The organism is Ralstonia sp. 24A2, assembly GCF_051783885.1.
GTDB lineage: Bacteria > Pseudomonadota > Gammaproteobacteria > Burkholderiales > Burkholderiaceae > Ralstonia.
Genome location: NZ_JBPVZD010000001.1, coordinates 579,018 through 605,547 on the forward strand (window position 1 = coordinate 579,018; position 26,530 = coordinate 605,547).

Genomic DNA, 26,530 nt, shown 5'->3' on the forward strand with positions numbered 1-26,530 from the left:
ACAGGCCCAGTGTGGCGAAAAAGCTGCGTGCTACCATTGCCGCATGTCTTCCGCTACCCGACCGACCTCCGTCGAATCCCAGCTTGCAACGACTCCTGCAGCCCAGGCGCCGACCAAGCTGGTCATCGCCTCGCGCGAAAGCCGGCTCGCACTTTGGCAAGCCGAACACGTGCGTGCTGCATTGCAAAAATACTATCCCGCGTGCGACGTGTCCATCCTGGGAATGACCACGCGCGGCGACCAGATTCTCGACCGCTCCCTCGCCAAGGTGGGGGGCAAAGGTTTGTTCGTGAAGGAACTGGAAGTCGCGCTGGCCGAGGGGCGTGCCGATCTGGCCGTCCATTCGCTCAAGGATGTGCCGATGGAACTGCCGGAAGGCTTCACGCTGGCGGCCATTCTCGAACGCGAGGACCCGCGCGACGCCTTTGTCTCCAACGACTACGCCGATCTGGCCTCGCTGCCGACCGGCGCCGTGGTGGGTACCTCCAGCCTGCGCCGCGAGGCCTCGCTGCGCGCGCGCTTCCCGCATCTGGTGATCCAGCCGTTGCGCGGCAATTTGGATACGCGCCTGGGCAAGCTGGATCGTGGCGACTACGCGGCCATCATCCTCGCTGCCGCCGGGCTCAAGCGTTTGGGGCTGGCTGAGCGCATCCGTTCGACCATCGCGCCGGAAGAATCGCTGCCGGCAGCAGGGCAGGGCGCGCTCGGTATCGAGATTCGCGCCGATCGCGCTGACGTGCAGGCCGCGCTCGCACCGCTGCACGACAGGCGCACCGCGCTGGCCGTGACCGCCGAACGTGCCGTGTCCCGCATCCTGGGCGGTTCGTGCCAGGTGCCGCTGGCGTCGTTTGCGCAGTGGTCGGAGGCTGGCACGCTGCGGTTGCGTGCCTTCGTTGGTGCGCAGGATGGCACCCGCAAGCTCGCCGCAGATGGCGAAGCCACACCGTCTACGCTGGCAGAGGCCGATGCGCTTGGCGTGCAGGTCGCCCAGCAGATGCTGAACGGCGGTGCACGCGAGATTCTCGCCATGCTGGGCGCCGACGCCCCGCCCGCTACCTAACTCCCACGGCTCGCCATGGACGATCGCTTGTCACCTTCGTCGCCTTCACCTAGCGCGCCGTCTGCCGAACCACCCGTGGTGGTGGTCACGCGTCCGCGCGTACAGGCGCCCATGCTGGTGACGGCGCTTGAACGTCACGGCCTGCGTACGCACCAGTTCCCGCTGCTCGACATCGCGCCGACGCCGAATCTGGACGACCTGCGCGCCGCACTGGGCGATCCGTCGCGCTATGCGCTCGTGGTGTTTGTCAGCCCGAATGCCGTGCAGCAGGCGTTTGCCGCCATGCCCGAAGGGTTCCGCTGGCCGCAGGAAGTGCCAGTGGCCGTGGTGGGCCCGGCGAGTGCACAGGCCCTGGCCACACATGGCGTCGCGCCGCCCGCCTATCGCGTGATCAAGCCCGACACGCACGCCGACGACGCGCGCCAGGATTCCGAAGCGCTGTACGCGCGGCTGGATGTGCCATCGCTGCGCGGCCGTGAAGTGCTGATCGTGCGTGGCAACGGCGGCCGCGAGTGGCTGGCCGACCAACTGCGCGAAGCCGGTGTTTCCGTGCGCACAGTTGAGGCCTATCGCCGAAGCGTGCCCGTGCCCGACATGGCCGCCTGGGTTGCGCTGCGGGCTGTGCTGGCAGGCCGCCATGCCTGGACGCTCACCAGCTCCGAAGCCGTACGCAATCTCGACGATCTGGCACGCGCCAACCTGACGCCCGCCGAGGTCAATGCGCTGCACGGCGCACCGTGCTTTGCGCCGCACGCGCGCATCGTTGAACAGGCTGAGTCGCTCGGTTTTCGCGACGTGAAGCTCACCGGCGCAGGCGATGACCGCCTGCTGGCGGGGGTGCTGGCCTGGGCTGGCCCAGTTGCGGCAGCGCCTGCATCCACGCCAGCAACGGCGCTGGCTGAATCGAATACTTCTCCTTCTTCTTCCACTGTGACGCAGACTCCCGCTCCCTCGTCCGCTCCCGCCGCGAAGCCTGCGGCTGCCCAGCCGAGTCCGGCGCCCGCGCCGTTCGCGCCCACCATGACCGTCAACCATGCTCCCCGACGCGGCGGCTGGTTGATCTGGACCGTGTTGGCCGTTGTCGTGATTGCGATGGCCGCGCTGCAGGTGCGCAACGAACGCCTGGCGCGTGACATCCGCCAGCACGCGCAGCAGAACGAGGCGCTGGCGCAGGAGATGCGCGTGCTGTCGCGCGCAGACCAGGATGCGGTTGGTCAACTGCAGCAGAAGTTCGGCGCGCTGGATGCCCGCACCACGGAAACCCGTGACCGCCAGGGCGCGCTGGAGCAGGCCAGCCAGGATCTGCTGCGCAACCGCGACGATTGGCAGCGCTCTGAGATCGAACGCTCGCTCGAAGTCGCCACCGAGCAGCTTCAGCTCACCGGCAACGTCAGCGGTGCGCTGGCCGCGCTGCAGGTGGTCGATGCCCGTCTGGCATCGCTCAACAAGCCGCAGTTCAACGTTCTGCGCCGTGCGGTGGCACGCGATATTGCCAAGCTCAAGGCCATGCCGTCGGTCGACCTGAGCGGCGCGGCCATCCGCCTGGATGACGCGATCAACGGGATCGATACGTTGCCGCTGGTGTCGTCGGCCCAGCCGCTGGATGCCGAGCAGGCTGCGCAGGCACCGAAGGTGCGCTCGGCGAAGAATGCCAAGGCCGCGGCGGCTGCACCGGCTTCGGTACCGGCGGCATCGACGCAAGCCGGCACCGGATGGTCGGCCGGCGTGCGCGCCTGGTGGGGCCGCCTGTGGGGTGACGTGCGTGATGAACTGGGCCAGATCGTGCAGGTACGCCGTGTGGATCAGACCGAGGCGCTTCTGCTGTCGTCGGATCAGGCGTGGTTCCTGCGCGAAAACCTCAAGCTGCGCCTGATGAACGCGCGCCTGGCACTTCTCTCGCGCAACGATGCCGTGTTCCGCGCCGACCTGGGTCGCGCCGACACGCTGCTCGCGCGCTACTTCGACACGCAATCGCCGCGTGTGGGCGCCGTGCAGAACCTGCTGGCGCAAGTGCGCACGACGGTCGGCACGCTGGAGGTACCGACGCTGGCCGACAGCCTTGCCGCCGCGCGCGGTCAGGGCAAGGAGTGAGCATGCGCTGGGTATTCTGGGTTGCGCTGCTGTTTGCCGCCGCCGTCGGGCTGGCGCTGTTCACTGAACTCAATCTGAGCAACGTCGTGCTGTTCTACCCGCCGTACCGGGTGGAGATGTCGCTCAACTTCGTGCTGGCCGCGTTGCTGGTGACGTTCGTGGTGCTGCATCTGGTGATGCGCCTGTTCCACCATGTGGCGGGCATGCCGGCACGCGCAGCGGCTTACCGCGAGCGCAACCGTATCCTGAAGGCCTCCGCCGCGCTGCGCGAAGCGATGGAGAGCTTGTTTGCCGGCCGCTTTGGCCATGCCGAGCGCCAGGCGCGCGAAGCCCAGGCCTGGGATGCGCAGCGCGAAACTGCTGCGCTGATCGGCGCACGTGCCGCACACCGCATGCAGGAAACCGAGCGCCGCGATGCCTGGATGGCCGAGGTGAAGTCGCCCGATCGCGAACAGGCCAAGCTGGTATCGATGGCGGAACTGCTGGTCGATGCGCGCGATGCGGACGGCGCGCTGGAGAAGATTGCACAACTGCAATCGCAGGGGGCCCGGCAGATTCAAGCGCAGCGGATCGCCCTGCGCGCGCATCAGCATCTGAAGAACTGGACCGAGGTGCTGCGCCTGACGCGCGCACTGGAAAAGCGCAACGCCATCCACGCCGTGCTGGCGGCGCGCCTCAAGCAGATGGCATGCGAAACGCTGCTGACCGAACGCCGCAACGACGCCGACGCGCTCCATACCTTCTGGCGTGAACTGACGACAGAGGAGCGCCGCTCGCCGCGCATCGCTTCGCTGGCCGCACTGTACTTCGCGCAACTGGGCCGTACGGATGATGCCAAGCGCATCGTCGAAGAAGGCTTGAAGGCGCATTGGGACGGCCGTCTGATCCGCCGCTATGCGGACTGCGCGGTGCCCGGCAAGGCGCTGCCGCTGATTCAGCAAGCAGAGAAATGGCTCACGCAGCATCCGGTGGATGCGGACCTGTTCTACACGCTGGGCATGCTGTGCTTCAAGGAGCAGCTCTGGGGCAAGGCCCAGTCGAGCCTGGAGTCGGCCTTGAAGTATGCGGATGCCGATCACCATGGCAACCTGCGCGCTCACGCACATCTGGCACTCGCCCAGATGTACGAGCAGACGGAGCGGCCGGAAGAGGCCCAGCGCCACTACCGCCAGAGCGCACTGCTGGCGGTCAAGTAATCAAGCCAAGTCGATCAGGAAGGACGCCACGCTAGTCGTGGCGTTTTTTCTTGCCCGTGAGCATGGCAAGGATGAGGTTGTCCTGATGCAGCCCACTCATGAGGATGGCCGCGCTCACGTGCACGATCACCAATGCGGCCAGTGCGTACGCCAGCCAGGCGTGCACGTCTTGTGGCCAGTCTTCGCCCCAGAAGGCATCGAGCCGCGATAGCCAGCCCGTCAAGCCGAGCGCAAGGATCAGCCCCCACATTGCCAGCATGCCCAGCGCGCCAATGGGGTTGTGGCTCGCGAACCGCATCGGCTTGCCGGCGCGCAGCGACGCCGCATGGTGGCGCAAGGTCGGCAGGCGAGGCCACCACGTCGCAAAGCGCGCGGGTTTGCTGCCGACGAAGCCCCACACCAGCCGCACGGCGACCAACGTAGCGGCCGCATAGCCGAGATTGCGGTGCAGGGGACCGCCCGAATCTTCGAACAGATCCCACAGTACCAATGCCGCTACGCTCCAATGCGTGATGCGGACCACCCGATCCCACACCAGTACGGATGTTGGCAACTCCGGTGCCACGCGCTTACTTCTCGATCTCGGACTTCACGATCTCCAATGTTTTGGTGTCGTAGTAGATCTCGACCTTCTTGCCGTCCTTGTTGGTGCCGTAGATCTCGTAGCAGTTGCCGTCCACCTTGAACTTCTTGATGGTGGTGCCCTCGGCCTTGATCTTGGCTTGGGCATCGGCCTCGAGCATCCACTCGCTCTTCGGGTGCTTGGTGCACTTGGCGCCGGCAAGGGCGCTGGTGGAGCAGACGAGGGCCAGGGTGGCCAGGGTGATCTTCAGCATGCGGGTCTCCTGGTGCATGACGGTTCAAGGAGACGGCAGGCTAGAGTAAACAAGAATGATTCGCAATACGGGAATTCCGTAGAGCACGGCTGGCCGTAATGCGATGGAAAGGAAACGGGAAGGACAACGCCACCGCGCGCGGCGGTGGCGTCAGACAGATGGCGCCTACTTGTTCACCTTCGATGCCGGCACCGACAGCGTGAGGATTGCCCCCAGCACCATCGACGCGGCCAGCATGTACATGCCCGAATCGGTGCTCTTGGTGGCGTCCTTCAGCCAGCCCACGGCGTAGGGGCTGATGAAGCCCGCCAGGTTGCCCAGCGAGTTGATGAGCGCAATGCCAGCCGCAGCGCCCGTACCGGCCAGAAAGGCGGTCGGCAGGCTCCAGAACAGCGGCAGCGTGGTCAGGATGCCCATGGTGCCGAGCGTGAGCGCAGCCATCGCCAGCGTGGTGTTGGTGTGCCAGACGGCCGAGAGCACCAGCCCGATTGCGCCCGCCACGGCCGGAATGGCGATGTGCCAGCGGCGCTCGCGGGTGCGGTCTGCGCTGCGGGCGACCAGAATCATGGCGATGACGGCCGCGCCATACGGAATCGCCGTCAGCAGGCCCACCGAGAACGGATCGGCCACACCGGTCTGCTTGATGAGCGTCGGCAGCCAGAAGCTCACGCCATACAAGCCCATCACGAAGGTGAAGTAGATCCCGCTCATCAGCCACATGCGCGGACTGGCTAGGACCGTGCCGATGGGCGGGTCTTCTTTCTCGGCATCTTCCGCGGCGATGTTGCGGGCGAGCAGGGCTTTTTCATCATCGGTCAGCCACTTGGCGTGGCTGATGCGGTCATCCAGATAGAGCAGCACGACGATGCCGACGATGACCGACGGAATGCCTTCAATCAGGAACATCCACTGCCAGCCGGCCAGGCCGTACTTGCCTGCGAAGGCGGTCATTGCCCAGCCCGACAGCGGCCCGCCGATCACGCCTGACAGCGCCACCGCCGTCATGAAGAACGTGGTGGTGCGCCCGCGCCGCTGGGCCGGATACCAGTAGGTGAGATACAGGATGATGCCCGGGAAGAAGCCAGCCTCGGCCAGCCCCAGCAGGAAACGCATCACATAGAACATGGCCGGCGTCGTCACGAACATCATGGCCGCCGAGATGACGCCCCACGAGATCATGATCCGCGCGATCCACATACGCGCGCCCACCCGATGCAGGATCACGTTGCTCGGCACCTCGAAGAGGAAGTAGCCGATGAAGAAGATGCCCGCGCCCAGCCCATAGATGGTCTCGCTGAACTTCAGGTCGTTGAGCATCTGCAGCTTGGCGAAGCCAACGTTGACACGATCCAGATACGCGACCACGTAGCACAGCAGCAGAAACGGAACCAGCCGCCACGTCACCTTGCGGTAGGTGGCTTCTTCGAAATCACTTGCAGATTGCGGCAGGGTGCTCGCGCTACCCAGCGGTGGAGTGGTGAGGGCCATCGGGTCTCCTGAGTTGTTATGAAGCGGGCCGACCTTGTTCTTCGACAACGCTGCGATTCCCAACCTGGCTTGTCGACAGAATAGGACTGGTCCGATGTACCGCTCGCGCATTGTGCGCTTGGTTGGCCTATGTCGCCAAGCGCCCGCCTACGCAGCCCTGTCACGCTCGCAAGAGCCGAGGCTGCGTAACAGTGATTGACGATTTAGGAGCAGTCTCATTTATCGGTTTGGGTCCAAAAAGTAACCTTGTGTTGAAGGGAAAACACAAACGCCCTCAGGCCAACGCTGCGGTCGTCTTGCAAGAGCAGCGCCTCTCCATGTCAACTCAAAAGGATCTTCCAACCATGAAAAAAATCGCTATTGCTATCGCGGGTGCTCTGACCCTCGGCGCTGCTGCTACCGCTCAGGCGCAGTCTGACGGCACCATTACCTTTAACGGCGAGGTGCTTGCCACCAGCTGTGTTATCGAGGCGGGCGGCACCACTGGCGCCGACGCAACCGTTGAGTTGCCGAAGGTGGCTCAAAACTCGCTGAAAGCTGACGGCGCCCGTATTGGCGACACGCCGTTCAGCATCAAGATTGGCTCTGCGGCTAGCCCGTGCACCCAGAACAACGTGCAGGCGTACTTCCACAACCGCGGCAACGTCAACGCTGCGGGCCGACTGAACAATGAGCCGACCGGCGCCGCCAACGTCAACGTTGTGCTGCTCAACTCCGACCACGATGTCATCAATCTCAGCAACAACACCAACTCGAAAATCGTGCCCATCGTGAGTGGCGAGGCTCAGCTCGATTTCTTCGGCCAGTACTACGCCACGGGCGCAGCGGGTGCCGGTACGGTGAAAACCGGCGTCGAATACTCGATCGTCTACCCGTGATCACAGCAGTGCGCGATGACATAGGCCAGAGGCTCGCGCTTCTGGCTGCTCTCAGGTGCCCAGGCACGTAACCGCTACGGAGGAACCCGACCATGAACACTACGATCCGCGCCACCCTGATTGGTGTGCTGGCCTTTGCCGCCGTCTCTGCGCAGGCCCAGGTCATCGTCCATGGCACGCGAGTGATCTTTCCGGGCAACGAGCGGGAAGTCACTGTGCGCCTGCAGAACACCGCTGCACGCCCGGCCCTTGTGCAAACCTGGACGGATGACGGCAGCCTCGATTCCAAGCCGGAGACCGCCAACACGCCGTTCGTGTTGCGCCCGCCCGTGTTTCGCCTGAATGCTGGCAAGAGCCAGGTGATCCGGATGCAGTTCACCGGCGCCTCGCTGCCGCAGGATCGCGAGAGCCTCTACTGGTTCAATGCGCTGGATATCCCGCCTACGCCATCTGCCGACAAGGTGCCCAGCGGCAACTTCCTGCAGTTGAGCGTGCGCACCCGCATCAAGATCTTCTACCGCCCGAAGGGCTTGACCGCCAAGGCTGCTGAAGTGGCGCACGAGAAGCTGAGTTGGACGGTGGTGCCGGAAGGCAAGGGCTGGGCGCTGCAAGCAAGCAATCCCACGCCGTACTACGTCAACTTCAGCAAGATCGGTTTGCAGGTGGACGGCAAGGAATACAGCCACCCGGACATTGGTATGGTGCCGCCGCTGGCCTCCACAACCTTTGCGCTGCGCGGGCTTAACGGCAAGCCGGCCAAGGGCGACGTGCAGTACGTGTACGTCAATGACCAGGGTGCCAACCTCGCCCGCTCTGCATCTCTGACGGCGCCGTAACCGCGCCAGTCCAACGCCGCACCCGCGCGCGCCGCAGTCCGTTTTTCCCCGTTGTGCCATCCGCCCAGACCGTCTTTCAGGACGGGCTGAGGGGGGATGCGTCCGTCCACCGATCGCTTTCGTGCCATGAACCCTCGCCACCGTCGTCCTCTGCAGCCTGCCTACCTGAGCCGCCTCATCGCGGCTCTGGTGGCTGGCGTGCTGCCGGGCGTGGCGCTGGCGAGCACGGCGGTGGAGTTTGACCCGCGCCTGATCTACGGCGAATCAGCCAGCAACACAAACTGGAGCCGCTTCGCCAGCAATGACACCGTGGCGGGCACCTACGGCGCCGACATTCGCATCAACGGCACGTTCGTGATGCGGCGCGATATCGACGTGCAGATCACTGACGATGGCCGCACGCAGGTCTGCCTGGACCCGGCGCTGTTCGATCAGGTCGGCCTGGACGCCAAGCGCGTCGCTGCCTCGGGCAAGTCGCTACGCCCGCTGCCGACCGAGGTGTTTTGCGATGACCTGTCCAACTATGTGCCCGACGTCACCGTCAACTTTGACGCTGGCGAGCAGGTGCTGGACATCAGCATCCCGCAGGCCTATCTGGCGCGCGATCCGCGCGGCTGGGTCAGCCCCGAGCTGCGCGACAACGGTATCAATGCCGCGCGCCTGAACTACAGCGTCAATCATCAGTTGCAGAGCAGCAGCGGCTACGCCACCCGCAACACCACCAGCGCATTGCTCAACACCGGCGTGAACATTGGCGCCTGGCGCTTTCGCCACGACGGCTACTTTGCTTACGACAGCCAAACTGGCGGCAGCTACCGCGCGGGCCGCACGCTGGTTCAGCGTGATCTGCCGGGTATGGACGCACAGCTCACGCTGGGCGAAGCGTCGACCACGGGCGACTTGTTCGACGGTGTGAACTACCGCGGCGTGAGTGTGAGCACCGATGCGCGCATGCTGCCCGATTCGCAGAATGGCTACGCGCCCACCGTGCGCGGCGTGGCGCAGAGCAATGCCCGTGTGGTTATCCGCCAGCGTGGCAACGTCATCTACGAAACCATGGTGGCGCCGGGTCCGTTCGAGATCAGCGACTTGTATGGCACCGCCTCCAGCGGTGATCTGAATGTCGAGGTGATCGAAGCCGACGGCCGCGTGCAGCGCTTCGTGGTGCCGTTTGCCGCCGTGCCGCAGTTGCTGCGCAATGGTCAGCAGCGTTACAGCATGACGGTGGGCCAACTGCGCGACCCGGGCTTGCCCAATAGCACTCAGTTTGTCGAAGCCACCCTGCGCCGCGGTGTGAGCGATCAGGTCACGCTGTTTGGCGGTGTGACGGCGTCGAATGGCTATGGTGCCGTGCTCGTCGGCGGTGCCCTAAATACCACCATCGGCGCCTTCTCTGGTGACGTCACTGTCGCCAGAACGCAGTTGCCGGGTGAGCTGCCGGGGTTTGGCAGCAACATGAGCGGCCAGTCGTATCGGCTGACCTATAGCAAAGATCTGCCGGCCACGAACACGAACATCACGGTGGCGGCGTATCGGTATTCCACCCAGGGCTATCTGTCGCTAACGGACGCCGCACGTGTGCGCGGTGACCTGCGCGAGGGCTTCAGCGGGCAAGACGTGGCGCGCCAGCGCGGCCGGCTGGATCTGACCGTCAACCAGCGCCTGGGTGAAAAAGGCGGCTCGCTGTTCGTCAACGCCAGCAGTGCGGACTATTGGAACCGCGGCCAGCGTGCGACCAGCTTTTCGGTGGGCTACAGCAACACCTGGAAGTCGGTCACCTACAGCATCTCGGCGCAGCGCACGATGGAGCGCTCGCTGTACGGCAACGAGGCATCGCGCCAGACCAACAGCATCAACCTCAGCCTGAGCATCCCGCTGGGCAAGGCGGGCGATGCCCCGAACCTGAGCACCAGCATGGATCGCGACAGCGATGGTCGCCAGAATGCGCGTGTGGGTGTCTCCGGCAGCTTTGGCGAGCTGCGCCAAGGCAACTACAACGTGTCTGCGAACCACGGTTCGGACGCGGGTGCGCGCTTCAATGGCGACGTCAACTACACGACGTCGGTGGCCAACCTGAGCGCCGGCATCAGCAGCAGCCAAGGTAGCCAGCAGCTCTCGCTTAGTGCATCGGGCGGCGTGGTCGTGCATGGCGATGGCGTGGCCTTTTCTCAGCAGATGGGCGACACCGTTGGCATCGTGCACGTGCCCGACGCGCCGGGGGCAGGCGTTGGCAACGGGATTGGCGTCAAGACCGATGCGCGCGGGTATGCGGTCGTGCCGTACCTGAGCCCGTATCGTCGCAACGAAGTGACGATCGACCCGAAGGGCCTGCCGCTGGATGTGGAGCTCAAGAGCGCCTCCGTCACCACCGTGCCGACCGCCGGTGCAGTAGTGCGCGTGGTCGTGCCGACCAGCAGCGGCCGAACCGCGCTGATCGAGGCAGTGCGCCCGGACGGCCAGCCGCTGCCTTTCGGCGTGGACGTGACGAACGAAGCCGGCGAGGTCATCGGCGTGGTCGGCCAGGCCAGTCGCCTGTGGGTGCGTGGCGTGGAAGAGCGCGGGCGCCTGTTCGTGCGCTGGGGCGAGGAAGCCACGCAGCAATGTGCGGTCAACTACAATCTGGCCGGCGTAGCCAGTGGCGACATGGTGGTCAGCCAGTGCAGCGCAGACTAAGCTCCCCCAACTACCGCCCCGGCTTCTCAACCGGATTTGCCTATGCACAAGCGATACCCAGCCGCCATTGCGATCCTGCTGCTGATGACCTGCACGAAGGTGGCTGCGCAGGCCTCTTGCACACGTGCGCCGGGAAGGTCTGAGCTGGTGTGGAACATCAACATCGGCAATATCGTCGTGCAGCGTGATGCGCCGGTGGGGACGGTGCTGTTGGACCGTGATCTGACATCTGCGCAGTACAACCTGACGCTCTTGAACTGCACGGGTACCGGCAATGGGCAGAACAGTTTCATGGCGCTCCCCAACGCCAGAGCTGTGACGGGCATGGCTGGCTACTACAACACCAGCATGTCTCAATTTCTCAATAGTGGGGTCGCCGTGCGGGTGGACTATCCGACCGGTCTGGCAGATCGCCAATTCACCAACCCGGCGACGCTGTGGCAGTTCAGTCCCAACTATTTCATTCCTGGCCCGTTCCGCATTCGTTTGGTGAAAACCGGTCCCATCACCAGCGGCACCCCGACGCCTACGCAGTGGTTCCGCTGGACGGTGCCGCAGACGGGTGGCGGCACCCTGAGTGTTGCGCAAGGCAATTTGACTGGCGGCAGCATTACCCAGGTGGCATGCCAGCCGGTATCCACCGCCTTCAACATCCCCATGAACCGCACCACGACGATGGACTTCCACGGCGTGGGCACCACTGCCGGAGAGACACCGTTCTTCATCGCCATGATGTGCGATGCCGGCACGCGGCTCTCGGTTGCACTCGATGGCACGCGGGTGGGGGCGCCCGAGAATGGCACCGTGGCGCTGACGCCCGCCTCCACGGCACGGGGCGTTGGCCTGCAGTTGCTCTACAACAGCAACCCGGTGACCCTGGGCCAGACGTTCAGCGCCGGTATTACATCGACCGGCGGCCGCGAGCAGGTCGACTTCCGTGCGCGCTACATCCAGACCGGGCCGATTGCGCAAGCAGGCTCCGCCAACGCCACGGTGTCCTACACCTTCACCTATAACTGAGCTCGTTTCTGTCTCGAGGAGTCGTTTTCGTGCGTTCGCGCTTTGCAGATAGCCCATCCCGCGCCACCTGGTGCGCCCTTCTGATGGGGGCGTGGGTGGCGATTGTGTCGTCATCCGTTCAGGCCGTTGTCTTGCTGCCCACCACGCGTGTCGTGTTTGACGGCAGTCGCGCCGATGTCTCCATGACGCTGGGCAATGATGGTCCCGCTGAGCGTGTCACGCTCTGGGTGGATGAGGGGGATCCAAACCAGCCGCCGGAGCTCAGCAAAGCCCCGTTTGCCGTGACGCCGCCCTTGGTGCGCGTCGAGCCCAACAGCCAGCGCGTCGTACGTATCGCACGGCTTACCAACGCCAAGCTGCCGGCTGACCGCGAGTCCATGTTCTGGCTCAACGTGCGCGGCATTGCAGAGGGGAGCGTGAAGCCCGTGTCGGGTGATCAGCGGATGGCGGTCACCATCCGTTCTCGCATCAAGCTGTTCTATCGGCCGGAGGGGCTGGCGGGTGATCCGGCACAGGCCGTAGACGCATTACGCTGGCGCTGGCAGCAGGAGGGCGCCGATGGAGTGGTAACGCTGGTTATCAGCAACCCGACGCCCTGGCATGTCAGCCTCAATGCCCTGCAAGGGCAGGGGCGGGACCTGCTCGCTCAGTTACCTGCGGGAACGATCGCACCGCTTTCCGAAACGCGCCTGCAACTTCGTGGCATCACGCCATCGTCAGGACAGGCGCTGCCGTTACAGGCGCAATGGATCGACGACGTGGGGAATCCCCATCCGGTGGAGGTGTCGGCGCAAGCCTCGCCTTGAGCCGGTACGCCCGAATCGCGGCTCGGGCTTTCGGTAGTCTTTACACGCAGCGGCCGCCGTCCACCTCCAGGCACGTGCCCGTGATGAACTCGGCTTCGTCCGATGCCAGATACAGGCATGCGTTAGCCACATCCTGCGGCGTGGACAGCCGCCCCATCGGAATCGTTGCCAGAAAGCGCGCACGGTTCTCGGGCGTATCGGGCATGCCCATGAACTGTTCGATGAGGCCCGTGGCGCCCATCACCGGGTTCACGCAATTCACGCGGATCTTGTCGGGGCCAAGCTCCGCTGCCATCGCCTTGCTGGCCGTGATGACGGCGCCCTTGCTGGCGTTGTACCAAACCAGTCCCGGCCGCGGCCGGATGCCGGCGGTGGACGCCACGTTGACGAACACACCGCCGCCGCGCTCGCGGAAGTGCGGCACCATGTGGCGCGCCGTCCAGTAGATGCTCTTCACGTTGACGGCCATCACGCGGTCGAACTCGTCTTCGGTGATTTGCAGCAGCGGCTTGTTCTTGTGCGTGGTGCCGGCGTTGTTCACGACGATGTGCAGGTCGCCGTAGCGCGCGAGTGTGGCGCCGAGCAGCTTGGCGACCGAGTCACCGTCCGACACGTCAGCGTGCACGAAATGCGCATCGCCCCCGGCCACGCGGATGGCATTGGCCACGCGCTCGCCGGCCTCGGTGTTCAAGTCGTTGACGACGACGCGCGCACCTTCGCGTGCAAACGTGTTGGCGATGCCCTCGCCAAAACCCGAACCCGCGCCTGTGACGATGGCGATCTTGCCGGCAAGCCGCATGGTGTCTCCTCGTTGTGTTGGTGTTGTCTGTGTCAGCTCAACCGTGGCGGATGGCGATGGTCTTCAAGGTGGTGAAGCCGTACAGCGCCTCGAAGCCTTTCTCGCGCCCGTGGCCCGATTGGCCCGTGCCGCCGAAGGGCAGCTCCACGCCGCCACCTGCGCCGTAGTTGTTGATGAAGACCTGGCCGGCCTTGAGCTTGCGCGCCAAGCGAAGCTGCCGCCCGCCGTCGCGCGTCCATACGCCGGCCACCAGCCCGTAGGGCGTGCCGTTGGCGAGTGTGAGCGCTTCGGCCTCGCTGTCGAAGGGCAGGGCGGCCAGCAGCGGGCCAAACACCTCTTCCTGCGCCAGGCGGTGCGTGTGCGGTACGTCGCGCAACAGCATCGGCGCCTGGTAGTAGCCGGTCTCGGGCGCCTCCGGCACGACCTGCCCCTGCGCCATCACCGGAATGTTGGCGTGCTGTGCATCCGAGACGAAATCCCACACACGCTGCTGCTGCTTCGGGTTGATCAGCGGGCCGCAATCCAGGTCCAGCGATGCAGGGCCGACTTTGATCGATTCGAACACGCTGGCGAGCCGATCCAGCACGGTCTCGTAGATGCTGCGCTCGATCAGCACACGGCTGCCAGCCGAGCACGTCTGCCCGGCGTTCTGGATGATGCCGTTGACCACGGCCGGGATCGCTGCCTCCAGATCGGCATCGGCAAACAGGATCTGGGGCGACTTGCCGCCCAGTTCCAGCGTAACGGGCACGTGGTTTTCGGCCGCCGCGCGAACGATCACCTTGCCCGTTTCTGGTGAGCCGGTGAACGACACATGATTGATGCCCGGATGTGCCGCCAGTGCCGCACCCGCCTCATGGCCGTAGCCGGTCACCACGTTGAGCGCGCCGTCGGGCAACCCTGCCTCGGCAGCCAGTTCGGCCACGCGCAGAATCGACAGGCAGGCGTCTTCGGCCGGCTTGACCACGCACGCGTTGCCTGCGGCTAATGCGGCGCCCACGCTGCGCCCGAAGATCTGCATCGGGTAGTTCCACGGGATGATGTGCGCCGTCACGCCATGCGGCTCGCGCACGGTCAGCACGGTGGTATCGGCCGGATAGGGGATGGTCTGGCCATGCAGCTTGTCGGCTGCCCCGGCATAGAACTCGAAGTAGCGGGCGATGGCGCGAGCGTCGGCGCGGGCCTGGCGCATCGGCTTGCCGGTGTCGCGGGCTTCCAGGCGGGCGAGTTCTTCTTCGTGATCGGCCAGGCGCAAGGCCACGCGCATGAGCAGCCGGCCGCGCTCGGCGGGGCTCAACTGGCCCCAAACGCCCTCAAAAGCGCGCCGTGCGGCATGCACGGCCACGCTGATGTCGGTGGCGTTGCCGCGCGCGATCTCGGCAAAAGGCAGGCCGTCAGACGGGTCGAACACCTTGATGCGCATACCCGAATCGGGCGACATCAAACGGTTGGCGATGAAGTGCTGGGCGTGCATAAGGGGTTCCTGCAAAGATCGGCAACGCGCGATTTTCGCACGGGTACGCCAGGGTTGCCGGGTGTCAGGCGCTATAATGCCCGCCGACAGTTTTCGAGCTTCTTTTCAACCATTCGCGTCGCGTTTTTTACGCATTTCGCGCATTCCGGAGCATTTCCATGAGCTTCAACAACGTCTCGCCGGGCAAGGACATCCCCAACGACTTCAACGTCATCATCGAGATTCCGGCGCAGAGCGACCCGGTCAAGTACGAAGCCGACAAGGAAACCGGCATGCTGCACGTGGACCGCTTCGTCGGTACCGGCATGCGCTATCCGGCCAACTACGGCTTCATCCCACAGACGCTGTCGGGCGACGGCGATCCGGTGGACGTGCTGGTCGTCACGCCGTTCCCGCTGATCCATGGCTGCGTGGTGCGCTGCCGCGTGCTGGGCATGCTGAAGATGACGGACGAGTCCGGCGTGGATGCCAAGCTGGTCGCCGTGCCGGTCAACAAGCTGAGCCCGGCGACGGCCCACATGACCGACCTGTCGGACATCGGCCAGAACCTGCTGGACCAGATCAAGCACTTCTTCGAGCAGTACAAGGCGCTGGAAGCCGGCAAGTGGGTCAAGGTCGAAGGCTGGGGCGGCATTGAAGAAGCCCACAAGGAAATCGTCGACGGCGTGGCCAATTACAAGAAGTAAGAAACCTTAGTAATTTGCCGTACGTCTGCTCAGACAAGATCCCGGCATCCGCAAGGATGGCCGGGATTTTTTGTTTGCACGGGTGAAATGACTGCAATGTTGCATCTCCTACCAACCCGCGTCACACCGCCATTTGCGGTGAGTGAATAGCAGATCATGCATTTTTCGATGCGTTGTCGCGCGCAGTGCATAAATGGGGCAGCGCAATCCCGCTATACAGAGATTTAAGTAACGCTCATTTGCCCGTCGGAAACAGCGCCTCTAGACTCCCGGTCAAGTTTGACTCCAACCCCTGGTACTGCGATGTTGAACAAGACCGTTGCTGTTCCCGTGCTGTCTCTCATGGCCATGACCGCCTTTACCGTGTGGGCGTTGCTTGCTGGCCCGGCTGATGCCGCGCATGCTGGCGAACGTGGCGTCGCGCCGGTTGGTGTTCTGCCGACGACGGGTGCCTGCCCGACGCAGTGCCCTGTCCCCGCACAGAAGCTCGCTGCGCGATAAGTCTCTGCGCGTCCGCTGCCGTTGCGGACGCTGTCTCTCCCGCCTTCGCGGTCTTTCCCTCGGTGGTTCTACTCCGGACGCTGCCTGAACGGCGAGCGGTCTGTCAGTTCGTCCAGATACGCTTCCATGCCGGCCGTCTCGCGGTCGAGGAATCGGCCCACCGCGTCGGCAAAGGCCGGATGCGCAAGCCAGTGCGCTGACAGCGTTGCCACCGGTTCAAAGCCACGTGCCATCTTGTGCTCACCCTGGGCGCCGCCTTCGAAAGTGCGGATGCCGTGTTCGATGCAATACGCCAGCGGCTGGTAGTACGCAGTCTCAAAGTGCAGGCAGGGGTGATGCTCGACCGCACCCCAGTAGCGGCCGTACATGACTGAGGCCTCAGGTCGCGCGTCGACGACCAGCAGCGCGCTGGCAATGTCATTCCCCGCGCGCGAAGCGATCACCAGCAGCAGGTTCTCCGGCATCGTCTGGCCGATCTGGCGGAAGAACTCCAGGTTCAGATAGGGCGAGGAGTGGTGCTCGCGGTAGGTCGTGCGGTAGCAGCGGTGGAAGAAGCGCCAGTCGGCATCGGTGGCTGCTGCGCCCGGGACGTGGCGGAACGTGATGCCAGCATCGTGCACGCGGCGGCGCTCGGCACGGATGTTCTTGCGCTTCTTCTGCTCCAGGGCGGCAAGAAAATCGTCGAAGCTGCCAAAGCCCGTATTGCACCAATGGAATTGCACCCCTTGCCGCAGCAACATGCCGGCGGCGCGCATCTGCTCCGCTTCGTCTGCGGTCGGGAACAGCACGTGCAGCGAAGACAGCTCGCTTTGCTGCGCCACTGTCAGCAGCGTGTCGAGCAGCGCAGCGCGCGCGTCGGCGCTGTGCGCCAGCAGCCGTGCGCCTTGCACCGGCGTAAAGGGGATGGCGGACAACCACTTTGGGTAGTACTCCAGCCCGTGCTGCGCATACGCATTGGCCCAGGCCCAGTCGAAGACGTACTCGCCGTAGGAGTGGCCCTTCACGTACAGCGGCGTGGCGGCGGCCAGCGTTTCTCCGTGCGCGCCGTCTTCCCACAGCGTCAGGTATTGCGGTGACCAGCCGGTGTCGGGCGATGCGCTGCCGCTCTCGTGCAGGGCATGCAGGAAGTCGTAGCGCAGGAAGGGCGTCGCCTCGGTCTGCTGGGCGAGCAGGGCGTCCCACGTATCGCGGCCGATGTCGCGCAGATCGGTCACAAGTCGCGTGCGATAATGGTGTGATCCGGCGCGGGTTTCGGGCTCGGGAGCGAGGGGTCGGGAGGTCATGCCGCCGATTCTAATTCCAGCCTGGGGTGCTGCGCTTGCATCTCATATTGCCCCCATGACTGTCACTGTCGCTCTCGCCCAGATCAACTGCACCGTCGGCGATTTCGCCGGCAATGCTGCCCGCATCGTCGCTGCTGCGCGTGAGGCGCACCAGGCTGGTGCGCGCATTCTCCTCACGCCGGAGTTGTCGCTCACCGGTTATCCGCCCGAAGATTTGCTGCTGCGCCCGGCCTTTATCGACGCCAGCGCTCGCGCGCTCGACGTGCTGATTGCCGAGCTGGCAGCGTTTCCGGGCCTGCACGTGCTGATCGGGCATCCGCAGATCTCGCTGGAGGCCCCGGCGCCCGGCGTACTGCCCAAGCCCACCAACAGCGCCACCGTGGCTGTGGATGGCCGCGTGCTTGGTCGCTACAACAAGCTGGAGCTGCCCAACAACGAGGTCTTCGACGAGAAGCGCTATTTCCAGCCCGGCACCGAGCCCTTCGTGTTCGAAGTGGACGGCACGCGCTTCGGCATCATCATCTGTGAAGACGCCTGGTACGCCACCGCCACGGCCTACGCGAAGGCGGCCGGTGCGCAGGTGGTGCTGATTCCCAATGCCTCGCCGTACCACCTGGACAAGGAAGACCTGCGCGAGCAGATCATCGGTGCGCGGGTGAAGGAATCGGGCTTGCCGCATGTGTACGTGAATCTGGTCGGCGGGCAGGATGAACTCGTGTTTGACGGCGGCTCGTTCGTGCTCGATGCCGACGGCAAGGTCGTCGTGCAGATGGGCCAGTTTGTCGAGGGCGTCGGCACCGTGCAGTTCGACGGCGGCAAGGCATTGCCCGGCACGATCGTGCCCGAGGCGCCGCTGGAGGCGCAGGTGTACGAAGCGCTCAAGGTGGGCGTGCGTGATTACCTCGGCAAGAACGGCTTCCCGGGCGCGATCATCGGCCTGTCAGGCGGCGTGGATTCGGCGCTGGTGCTGGCAATTGCCGTCGATGCGCTGGGCGCGGATCGCGTGCGCGCGGTGATGATGCCCTCGCGCTACACGGCCGATATCTCGTGGGTCGATGCGCGTGACATGGCAGCCCGCCTGGGCGTGCAGTATGACGAAATCTCCATCGCGCCGATGTTCGACGCGTTCAAGGGTGCGCTGGCGGAGGAATTCCGCGGTCTGCCGGAAGATGCGACGGAAGAGAACATCCAGGCGCGCATTCGCGGCACGCTGCTGATGGCACTGTCCAACAAGTCCGGCCGCATCGTGCTGACCACCGGCAACAAAAGCGAAATGGCGGTCGGCTACTGCACGCTGTACGGCGACATGGCTGGCGGTTTCGCTGTCATCAAGGACATCTTCAAGACGCTGGTCTACCGGCTGTGCCGCTACCGCAATACGCTGTCGGACGTCATTCCGGAGCGCATCCTGACGCGCGCCCCGTCGGCCGAACTGCGCGAGAACCAGACCGACCAGGACAGCCTGCCCGAATACGATGCGCTCGACGCCATCGTGCAGCGCTACATGGAGCAGAACCAGCGCGTGAGCGACATCATCGCCGCCGGGTTTGCCGAAGCCGATGTGCAGAAGATTGTGCGCCTCATCAAGATCAACGAGTACAAGCGGCGCCAGGCTCCGGTAGGCGTGCGCGTGACGCAGCGCGCGTTTGGGCGTGATTGGCGGTACCCGATCACCTCGCGCTTCAAAGAATAAGCCGAGAGCGCCCATCACCATGCTCGACTACTACGCCAAACGCGCCCCCGAATACGAACGCATTTATGCGAAGCCGGAACGGCAGGACGATTTGGCGTGGTTGAAGGCGCGCGTGAGCGACGTGACGCGCAGTGCACGGGTGCTGGATTTGGCCTGTGGCACTGGTTTCTGGACTGAAGCGATGACGGATGCGCGTAGCATCGTCGGGGCGGACTACAACGACACCGTGCTGCGCATTGCGCACGGCAAGGGCATCGCGGGGGCATCGTTCGTGCGGGCCGACAACGATGCGCTGCCGTTTGCGCCTGGCGCGTTTGACGTGATGACGGCCGGCTGCTGGTGGTCGCACGTGCCACTGCAGCACCTGCGCGCGCATGTGGAACGCCTGCACGGCGTGCTCGGCGCCGGGGTGCGCGTGCTGTGGTTTGATAACCAGTATGTGTTCGGCTCCAGCACACCCGTCGCCTACAACGACGAACATGGCAACACGTGGCAGCGCCGCCCCCTGCAGGACGGCAGCGAACACGATGTGCTGAAGAATTTTCCCGATGACCGGACCCTGCTCGAGACCGTGGCCGGCATCGCCCAGGATGTGCGCATTAACCGGCTCCAGTATTATTGGACGCTTGAATACCTCACCAACTAGTTAGCGAGACACCCATGAAACAGATCACCGCCATCATCAAGCCCTTCAAACTGGACGAAGTGCGCGAGTCGCTCGCCGACGTGGGGGTGACTGGCCTGACCGTCACCGAGGTCAAGGGTTTCGGCCGCCAGAAGGGCCACACCGAGCTGTATCGCGGCGCGGAATACGTAGTCGACTTCCTGCCGAAGATCAAGATCGAGGTGGTGGTGGCCGACAACCAGGTCGAACACGTGATCGACACCATCGTCAAGGCCGCCAAGACCGGCAAGATCGGCGACGGCAAGATTTTTGTGATGCCGGTGGAGCAGGTGATCCGCATCCGCACCGGCGAGAAGGACGAAGCCGCGGTCTAAGCGGGGCTTCTGGCCGGCGCGCCTGCGCTGGCCGATCAGCGCGGCAGGGTGATGTTCCAGCGCAGTGTCACCAGCCGCCCGATCACGATCGCCAGCGTGGCGATCACCACGGACACGCTCGGCAGCAAGTCCGTGAACGTCAGCCCGACGTAGAGGAAACACCCGAGAAACGCGCAGGTCGCGTACGGATGGTTGTCCCGCAGCAGCATGGGCACCTCATTGCAGACCACATCGCGCAGCAGGCCTCCGAAGGCCGCTGTGATCACGCCCATCATCACCGACACGAAGATCGGCACGCCCGCATCCAGCGCCAGTTGCGTGCCCAGCACGCCAAAGAGCCCCATGCCGATGGCGTCCGCCACGATCAGCACGCGGTCGGACACCAGTTGGCTCACCAGCCGGATCACCCAGTTGGCACACAGGCTCATGATGAACAGCGCGAGCAGGTAGTGCTCGTGCTCGACCCAATAGAAGGGCCGCCGATCGAGCAGCAGATCGCGTAGTGTGCCGCCGCCAAACGCCGTCAGGAAGGCCACGATGAATGCGCCCACGGCATCGAGCCGGCGCCGCTTGGCCTCGGCCAGCCCCGAGATGGCGAACGAGAAGACCGCGAGGATCTCCATCCAGTGCATCACCAACTGCAGGCGGGTTACGTGCATGGGGTGTTGTTTTTGTTGTTGGTGGGTTGGGGCTGATTGGGTGTCAGGAACCGTGCGGCTGGCGCAGCAGCACCAGCACCGCGCCGGCACCACCGGCCGTGTTGCGCGGCTCAACGAAGGCGATCACTTCTTCCTTCTGCACCAGCCACGAGCGCACCTTGCCCTTGAGCACCGGTGTCTTGTCGGGTGAGCCGAGTCCCTTGCCGTGGACCACGCGCACACAGCGAATACCGCGCTGCACGGCGCGGCGCAAGAAAGCGGCCAGCGCCTCGCGGGCTTCTTCACGGCGCAGGCCATGCAGGTCGATCTGGTCTTGCGTGGCCCATTCGCCGCGGCGCAGTTTTTTGAGCACGTCTTCGCCGATGCCGGGGCGGCGGTAGGAGAGCGTGTCGTCGGTCTCCAGCAAGTTGTCGACGTCGAATTCGTCCGACAGCGAGGCGTCCAGCACGCGCTTGTCTTCCGCACGCGAATGTACGGGGTCGGGGGCAGGCGGGTTGCGTGGATGCTCGACGCGCTTGTTCTTGCGCAGCGCATTCACCTCGCCGACATTGGCGCGGAACACGTTGGCCTCTTCCACGGCCTTGCGGGCGGCGGCTTCGGCGCGCTGGCGTTCGGCCTCGCGTGCCTCGGTTTCGTGCTTGAGCTGTTCGCGCAGCTTGCCCAGGTCGGTCAGGCTGAGCTTGGTGGCGGGGGTGGGAGCGCGTTTCATGGCGACTGGCGAATCAGGGTGGAGCGTGCGTCGATTATACGAATGCGCCACGCATGACAAAACGGCCGATGGTGTCCCATCGGCCGTTGCCTTGGCGGCGGAAACGCGTTGCGCTTATTCCAGGCTTTCGAGGTAGCGCTGGGCATCCAGCGCGGCCATGCAGCCCGTACCGGCGCTGGTGATGGCCTGGCGGTAGATGTGATCCTGCACATCACCGGCGGCGAACACGCCCGGGATCGTGGTGGCCGTGGCCATGCCGGCCAGACCGCTCTTCGTGGTGATGTAGCCCGTCTCGTTCATGTCGAGCTGACCGCGGAAGATGTCGGTGTTCGGCTTGTGGCCGATGGCGATGAAGACACCTGCCACCTTCAGCTCTTCGGTCTTGCCCTCGTTGGCGTTCGTGCCCTTCAGGCGGGCGCCCGTCACGCCGGAGTCATCGCCCAGGATCTCGTCGAGGACCATGTTGGTCTTGATCTCGATCTTGCCCTTCTTCTCCTGCTCATGCAGGCGGTCGATCAGGATCGGCTCGGCGCGGAACTTGTCGCGGCGGTGGATGAGCGTGACCTTGCTGGCGATATTGGCCAGGTACAGCGCTTCTTCCACGGCGGTGTTGCCGCCGCCCACCACGGCCACTTCCTGGCCCTTGTAGAAGAAACCGTCGCAGGTGGCGCAGGCAGACACGCCGCGGCCGGCAAACTTCTCTTCCGACGGCAGGCCCAGGTATTGGGCCGAGGCGCCGGTGGAGATGATCAGCGCGTCGGCGGTGTACTCGCCCGAATCGCCCACCAGGCGGATCGGCTTTTCGTTCAGGTGCGCGGTGTGGATGTGGTCGAACACGATTTCAGTGTTGAACCGTTCTGCGTGCTCCAGGAAGCGCTGCATCAGCTCAGGGCCTTGCAGGTGCTCCTTGTCGGCGGGCCAGTTTTCCACGTCGGTGGTGGTCATGAGCTGACCGCCCTGGGCCAGGCCGGTAACCAGCACCGGGTTCAGGTTGGCCCGGGCGGCGTAGATGGCGGCCGTATAGCCAGCGGGGCCGGAGCCGAGGATCAGCACTTTTGCGTGTTTTGCCATGATGCGTTCCGTAGTTGCGCGGCGTGTGGGGTGAAGCGATCGCCGTGCAGGGTAGGTGAGGGTGACGGGCGACATTATAAAGTGGCACCCCCTCGTCCGCCCGGTTGTAAATTCCAATGGCAGTGATAGGGGCGCGTTACAATCCTTGGCATCGCATTTGTGCTGTCTTTAAGCCGCGCGGGCCTCGCCCAAGCGGCGCACCCGTCTCCCGCATGGCCCGAGCTTCCACCACTCCGACAACCCGTACCGACCCTGCCGCGCTGCCCTCCCGTATTGGGCGGCTGCTGGGCGAGGTCCGCTGGTTCCTGTTGCTGGCGGTGACCATCGCCTTCCTGATCATCCTTCTGTCATACAACCGGGCCGACCCCGGTTTCACCCACGCCAGCCAGGTCGACGAGATCCGCAACCTGGGCGGCCGCGTGGGGGCGTGGCTGGCAGACCTGCTGTTATTCGTCTTTGGCGCCTCCGCCTATTGGTGGGCGTTGCTGCTGGTACGTCGCGTCTGGCGTGGCTGGCGCGAGCTGATGTCGGATGAACGCTTGCCGCGCGCCGCCATGCCGCGTGTGGATGCCAGCGTCACCTGGATCGGCTTTGCGCTCATCCTGGCCTCCAGCATGGGGCTGGAAGCCATCCGCATGTACACGCTGCACATGAAGTTGCCACGTGCGCCGGGTGGTGTGCTGGGCGACCTGATCGGCGGGGCGATGCAGCACTCGCTGGGCTTTACCGGCGGCACGCTGGTGCTGCTGCTGATGTTTACGGTGGGGCTGTCGCTGTTCTTCCATTTTTCGTGGCTGAACCTGGCCGAGCAGATCGGCGCGGGTGTCGAGATGCTGTTCGTCGGCTTCAAGACGCGCCGCGAGAGCAAGCAGGACCGCGCCATCGGCGAGGCGGCCAAGGTCGAGCGCGAAGAGGTGGTCGAAACCCGCCGCGTGCGCATCGAAGAAGCACCGCCCGTGCAGATCGTGCGCCCGACCGCCGTGGTCAAGAGCGAGCGCGTGGAGCGCGAGAAGCAGCAGCCGCTGTTTGTCGACATCGAGGATTCCGACCTGCCGCCGCTGGCGCTGCTCGACCCGATCCCGCCCGTTGTGGAAACCGTGAGCGCCGAGACGCTGGAATTCACCTCGCGCCTGATCGAGAAGAAGCTCAAGGACTTTGGCGTGGAAGTGCAGGTGGTGGCGGCCTATCCGGGCCCGGTCATCACACGCTATGAGATTGAGCCCGCTACGGGTGTGAAGGGCAGCCAGATCGTCAACCTGGCGAAGGACTTGGCGCGCTCGCTGTCGCTGGTGTCCATCCGCGTGGTGGAGACGATTCCGGGCAAGAACTACATGGGTCTGGAGCTGCCGAATCCGAAGCGTCAGGCGGTGCGCCTGTCGGAGATCCTCGGCTCGCAGGTCTACAACGAGAGCGCGTCGCAGCTCACCATGGCACTCGGCAAGGACATCGCCGGCAAGCCGGTGGTGGCGGACTTGGCCAAGATGCCGCACTGCATGGTGGCGGGCACCACGGGTTCCGGTAAGTCGGTCGGCATCAACGCGATGATCCTGTCGCTGCTGTACAAGGCCAAGGCCGACGCGGTGCGCCTGATCCTGATCGACCCGAAGATGCTCGAACTGAGCATCTACGAAGGCATTCCGCACCTGCTGTGCCCGGTGGTGACCGACATGCGCCAGGCCGGCCACGCCCTGAACTGGGCGGTGGGCGAAATGGAGCGCCGCTACAAGCTCATGAGCAAGATGGGCGTGCGCAACCTGGCCGGCTTCAACAAGAAGATTGAAGAAGCCGCCGCGCGCGAAGAAAAGATTCCCAACCCGTTCAGCCTCACGCCCGATGCGCCGGAGCCGCTCGACAAGCTGCCGATGATCGTGATCGTGATCGACGAGCTGGCCGACCTGATGATGGTGGTCGGCAAGAAGGTCGAAGAGCTGATCGCGCGGATTGCGCAGAAGGCGCGTGCGGCCGGCATCCATCTAGTGCTGGCGACGCAGCGTCCATCCGTGGACGTGATCACCGGCCTGATCAAGGCCAACGTGCCGACGCGGATCGCCTTCCAGGTCAGCAGCAAGATCGACTCGCGCACGATCTTGGACCAGCAGGGCGCTGAAGCGCTGCTGGGCATGGGTGACATGCTTTACCTGGCGCCCGGTACCGGCCTCCCAGTGCGCGTGCATGGTGCGTTTGTTTCGGACGACGAAGTGCACCGCGTGGTGGACAACCTCAAAGCCCAGGGCGAGCCGAACTACATCGAGGGCATCCTCGAAGGCGGTGTGGTTGACGGTGAAAGTGGTGGCGATGGCTTTGGCGGCGGTGCCGGTCTTGTCGGCGCTGGCGGCGGCGAAGCAGACCCGCTGTACGACCAGGCGGTCGACGTGGTGCTCAAGAATCGCCGTGCGTCGATCTCGCTGGTGCAGCGTCACTTGCGCATCGGCTACAACCGCGCCGCACGCCTGCTCGAAGACATGGAAAAGGCGGGGCTCGTCTCTGCCATGTCCGGCAACGGCAACCGCGAAATTCTGGCGCCCAACCGCAACGGCAACGTCGTCGAAGAAGAATGACGCTGCCCGCATGTTGCGGTTACATCGCGTTACCGCGTCGGTGGAATGTTCCGGCGCGGCCGGCCACTAACTACAAGATCAACTGAAAACCGGGATTCCTATGTTTGTGTTGAAAGCACGTCACCTGATGGCCGCTGGGCTGGTATCGCTGGCGGCGTGGTCGGCCGGTGCCTATGCGGGCGCGGTTGACCAGCTCAACGCCTTTGTGAGCAACGTCACCACTGCGCGCGGCGAGTTCGTCCAGCGCCAGGTCAAGGGCGGCACCAATGGCAACCCGCTGCGCCTGGCGGGCACTTCCAGCGGCGACTTCACCTTCTCGCGCCCGGGCCGCTTCGTCTGGCGCTATGTGAAGCCGTACGAGCAGCAACTGTCGGCCGACGGCCAGACGCTCTACATCTACGACAAGGACTTGAGCCAGGTGACCGAGCGCAAACTCGACGCCTCGCTCGGCTCCAGCCCGGCCGCCATCCTGTTTGGCAGCAATGACTTGGCGAAGAACTTCACGCTCAAGGAGGGCGGTACCAAGGACGGTATCGACTGGGTTGAACTCACACCCAAGGCGAAGGACACGCAGTTCGAGCGCATTGCCATCGGCTTTCGCAGCGGCGAGCTGCAAGGGATGGAGCTGCGCGACGCCTTCGGGAACACCACGCTGCTGACGTTCTCGAACATTCAGAAGAATCCACAACTGCCGGCCAACGCGTTCCGCTTCGTGCCGCCCAAGGGGGCTGACGTTATCAAGCAGTAACGCATAAGGGCCGGTTTTCGACAAGGAGACCGACCATGCCTTTGCCGTTCACCACATCACTGCAGCGTGCGGCCATCGTTGCAGCAGCAGCGGCGGCGGTGTTTGCGGGATGCGCCTCGACAGGCGTGTCCCGTTTCGATGTCGATTCGTTCCTGACCGCGCCGGATACCGTGCTATCCGAGGTGGTGGTCAACAAGGATTTCCTGCGCGCTACCAAGTTGCCGGACGCGGAGTGTGCGGCGCTGGTCAAGGGGCATGCTGCGCAAGTGGTTGCGTTGCCTTATTCGCCGGATCCGCGTAGTCCCGACGCCGCATCGCGTAAGCCGTTTGTGATTGAGCCGCCGGGCAGCGAGAGTGTGTGGTTGCTGCTGCGTGGGGCTGAAGGCGTGCAGTCGTGCCACGGCCCGCTACCGACCAAGGAGTTCATGGGGTTGGTGCAGCGCGCGTCGAACTGAGCGCGCAGCCA

25 protein-coding genes are annotated in these 26,530 nt (G+C 64.6%); 16 read left to right on the plus strand and 9 right to left on the minus strand.

Going from position 1 to position 26,530, the window contains the following annotated elements:
• Window positions 1-43: 43 nt before the first annotated feature.
• Genes hemC through ACS13N_RS02705 form a run of 3 tightly spaced genes read left to right on the plus strand, consistent with a single transcriptional unit; the run spans window position 44 to window position 4,347 of the window.
• Window positions 44-1,060, plus strand: a complete 1,017-nt coding sequence (hemC, locus tag ACS13N_RS02695) for a hydroxymethylbilane synthase (RefSeq protein WP_438930232.1) — start codon at window positions 44-46, stop codon at window positions 1,058-1,060.
• A gap of 15 nt (window positions 1,061-1,075) precedes the next feature.
• Entirely contained in the window at window positions 1,076-3,151 is a 2,076-nt protein-coding gene (hemDX, locus tag ACS13N_RS02700; RefSeq protein WP_438930233.1) for a fused uroporphyrinogen-III synthase HemD/membrane protein HemX, read from the plus strand.
• A 2-nt stretch (window positions 3,152-3,153) separates the two neighbouring features.
• On the plus strand, window positions 3,154-4,347 hold the full coding sequence (locus ACS13N_RS02705) for a heme biosynthesis protein HemY (protein WP_438930234.1): 1,194 nt from the start codon (window positions 3,154-3,156) through the stop codon (window positions 4,345-4,347).
• A 31-nt stretch (window positions 4,348-4,378) separates the two neighbouring features.
• Here ACS13N_RS02705 and ACS13N_RS02710 read toward each other — a convergent pair whose 3' ends face one another.
• The 3 genes from ACS13N_RS02710 to ACS13N_RS02720 form a co-directional block, all read right to left on the minus strand.
• A complete protein-coding gene (locus ACS13N_RS02710) occupies window positions 4,379-4,900 on the minus strand; it encodes a cytochrome b/b6 domain-containing protein (RefSeq protein WP_438930235.1) in 522 nt (173 codons plus the stop codon).
• Window positions 4,901-4,916: 16 nt separating this feature from the next.
• On the minus strand, window positions 4,917-5,183 hold the full coding sequence (locus ACS13N_RS02715) for a PepSY domain-containing protein (RefSeq protein WP_438930236.1): 267 nt from the start codon (window positions 5,181-5,183) through the stop codon (window positions 4,917-4,919).
• A 165-nt stretch (window positions 5,184-5,348) separates the two neighbouring features.
• On the minus strand, window positions 5,349-6,671 hold the full coding sequence (locus tag ACS13N_RS02720; RefSeq protein ID WP_438930237.1) for an MFS transporter: 1,323 nt from the start codon (window positions 6,669-6,671) through the stop codon (window positions 5,349-5,351).
• A gap of 344 nt (window positions 6,672-7,015) precedes the next feature.
• Here ACS13N_RS02720 and ACS13N_RS02725 point away from each other — a divergent pair, with 344 nt between their 5' ends.
• The 5 genes from ACS13N_RS02725 to ACS13N_RS02745 all read left to right on the plus strand — a co-directional run bounded on the left by ACS13N_RS02725 (window position 7,016) and on the right by ACS13N_RS02745 (window position 12,884).
• Window positions 7,016-7,549, plus strand: a complete 534-nt coding sequence (locus ACS13N_RS02725; RefSeq protein ID WP_438930238.1) for a fimbrial protein — start codon at window positions 7,016-7,018, stop codon at window positions 7,547-7,549.
• A 92-nt stretch (window positions 7,550-7,641) separates the two neighbouring features.
• A complete protein-coding gene (locus ACS13N_RS02730; RefSeq protein ID WP_438930239.1) occupies window positions 7,642-8,385 on the plus strand; it encodes a fimbrial biogenesis chaperone in 744 nt (247 codons plus the stop codon).
• Window positions 8,386-8,481: 96 nt separating this feature from the next.
• Window positions 8,482-11,058 (plus strand): fimbria/pilus outer membrane usher protein, encoded by a 2,577-nt coding sequence (locus ACS13N_RS02735; RefSeq protein WP_438930240.1) that lies wholly within the window; start codon window positions 8,482-8,484, stop codon window positions 11,056-11,058.
• 42 nt (window positions 11,059-11,100) lie between these two features.
• Complete coding sequence (locus tag ACS13N_RS02740; protein WP_438930241.1) at window positions 11,101-12,078, plus strand: fimbrial protein; 978 nt, start codon at window positions 11,101-11,103, stop codon at window positions 12,076-12,078.
• Between the two features lie 29 nt (window positions 12,079-12,107).
• Window positions 12,108-12,884, plus strand: coding sequence for a fimbrial biogenesis chaperone (locus ACS13N_RS02745; RefSeq protein ID WP_438930242.1), 777 nt, complete (start codon window positions 12,108-12,110; stop codon window positions 12,882-12,884).
• 40 nt (window positions 12,885-12,924) lie between these two features.
• Here the strand turns inward: ACS13N_RS02745 and ACS13N_RS02750 are convergent, their stop codons facing one another.
• Both ACS13N_RS02750 and ACS13N_RS02755 read right to left on the minus strand, forming a co-directional pair.
• A complete protein-coding gene (locus ACS13N_RS02750) occupies window positions 12,925-13,683 on the minus strand; it encodes an SDR family oxidoreductase (protein WP_438930243.1) in 759 nt (252 codons plus the stop codon).
• Window positions 13,684-13,720: 37 nt separating this feature from the next.
• The gene (locus ACS13N_RS02755) at window positions 13,721-15,157 is read right to left on the minus strand and encodes an aldehyde dehydrogenase family protein (protein WP_438930244.1); all 1,437 of its coding nucleotides are present in this window, start codon (window positions 15,155-15,157) and stop codon (window positions 13,721-13,723) included.
• A gap of 158 nt (window positions 15,158-15,315) precedes the next feature.
• Between ACS13N_RS02755 and ppa the strand changes: the two genes are divergently transcribed.
• Both ppa and ACS13N_RS02765 read left to right on the plus strand, forming a co-directional pair.
• A complete protein-coding gene (gene ppa, locus ACS13N_RS02760; RefSeq protein WP_021195606.1) occupies window positions 15,316-15,843 on the plus strand; it encodes an inorganic diphosphatase in 528 nt (175 codons plus the stop codon).
• A gap of 303 nt (window positions 15,844-16,146) precedes the next feature.
• Window positions 16,147-16,344, plus strand: a complete 198-nt coding sequence (locus ACS13N_RS02765) for a hypothetical protein (RefSeq protein ID WP_438930245.1) — start codon at window positions 16,147-16,149, stop codon at window positions 16,342-16,344.
• 68 nt (window positions 16,345-16,412) lie between these two features.
• Here ACS13N_RS02765 and ACS13N_RS02770 read toward each other — a convergent pair whose 3' ends face one another.
• On the minus strand, window positions 16,413-17,627 hold the full coding sequence (locus ACS13N_RS02770; protein WP_438930246.1) for a GNAT family N-acetyltransferase: 1,215 nt from the start codon (window positions 17,625-17,627) through the stop codon (window positions 16,413-16,415).
• 55 nt (window positions 17,628-17,682) lie between these two features.
• On the opposite strand from ACS13N_RS02770, the gene ACS13N_RS02775 reads away from it, so the two are divergent.
• From ACS13N_RS02775 to glnK, 3 genes are read left to right on the plus strand one after another with little or no spacing between them, the layout of a single operon-like run.
• The gene (locus ACS13N_RS02775) at window positions 17,683-19,320 is read left to right on the plus strand and encodes an NAD+ synthase (RefSeq protein ID WP_438930247.1); all 1,638 of its coding nucleotides are present in this window, start codon (window positions 17,683-17,685) and stop codon (window positions 19,318-19,320) included.
• Between the two features lie 19 nt (window positions 19,321-19,339).
• A complete protein-coding gene (locus ACS13N_RS02780; protein ID WP_438930248.1) occupies window positions 19,340-19,966 on the plus strand; it encodes a class I SAM-dependent methyltransferase in 627 nt (208 codons plus the stop codon).
• A 14-nt stretch (window positions 19,967-19,980) separates the two neighbouring features.
• On the plus strand, window positions 19,981-20,319 hold the full coding sequence (gene glnK / locus ACS13N_RS02785) for a P-II family nitrogen regulator (protein WP_039597077.1): 339 nt from the start codon (window positions 19,981-19,983) through the stop codon (window positions 20,317-20,319).
• A 35-nt stretch (window positions 20,320-20,354) separates the two neighbouring features.
• Here glnK and ACS13N_RS02790 read toward each other — a convergent pair whose 3' ends face one another.
• The 3 genes from ACS13N_RS02790 to trxB form a co-directional block, all read right to left on the minus strand.
• On the minus strand, window positions 20,355-20,978 hold the full coding sequence (locus tag ACS13N_RS02790; protein ID WP_438930249.1) for a trimeric intracellular cation channel family protein: 624 nt from the start codon (window positions 20,976-20,978) through the stop codon (window positions 20,355-20,357).
• Between the two features lie 43 nt (window positions 20,979-21,021).
• Complete coding sequence (locus ACS13N_RS02795; RefSeq protein ID WP_438930250.1) at window positions 21,022-21,687, minus strand: Smr/MutS family protein; 666 nt, start codon at window positions 21,685-21,687, stop codon at window positions 21,022-21,024.
• 114 nt (window positions 21,688-21,801) lie between these two features.
• Complete coding sequence (gene trxB / locus ACS13N_RS02800) at window positions 21,802-22,758, minus strand: thioredoxin-disulfide reductase (RefSeq protein WP_438930251.1); 957 nt, start codon at window positions 22,756-22,758, stop codon at window positions 21,802-21,804.
• A gap of 212 nt (window positions 22,759-22,970) precedes the next feature.
• Here trxB and ACS13N_RS02805 point away from each other — a divergent pair, with 212 nt between their 5' ends.
• The 3 genes from ACS13N_RS02805 (at window position 22,971) to ACS13N_RS02815 (ending at window position 26,519) form a co-directional block, all read left to right on the plus strand.
• Window positions 22,971-25,316 (plus strand): DNA translocase FtsK, encoded by a 2,346-nt coding sequence (locus tag ACS13N_RS02805; RefSeq protein ID WP_438930252.1) that lies wholly within the window; start codon window positions 22,971-22,973, stop codon window positions 25,314-25,316.
• 100 nt (window positions 25,317-25,416) lie between these two features.
• Complete coding sequence (lolA, locus tag ACS13N_RS02810) at window positions 25,417-26,064, plus strand: outer membrane lipoprotein chaperone LolA (RefSeq protein ID WP_438930253.1); 648 nt, start codon at window positions 25,417-25,419, stop codon at window positions 26,062-26,064.
• Window positions 26,065-26,099: 35 nt separating this feature from the next.
• Complete coding sequence (locus ACS13N_RS02815; RefSeq protein WP_438930254.1) at window positions 26,100-26,519, plus strand: hypothetical protein; 420 nt, start codon at window positions 26,100-26,102, stop codon at window positions 26,517-26,519.
• The last annotated feature ends 11 nt before the right edge of the window (window positions 26,520-26,530 follow it).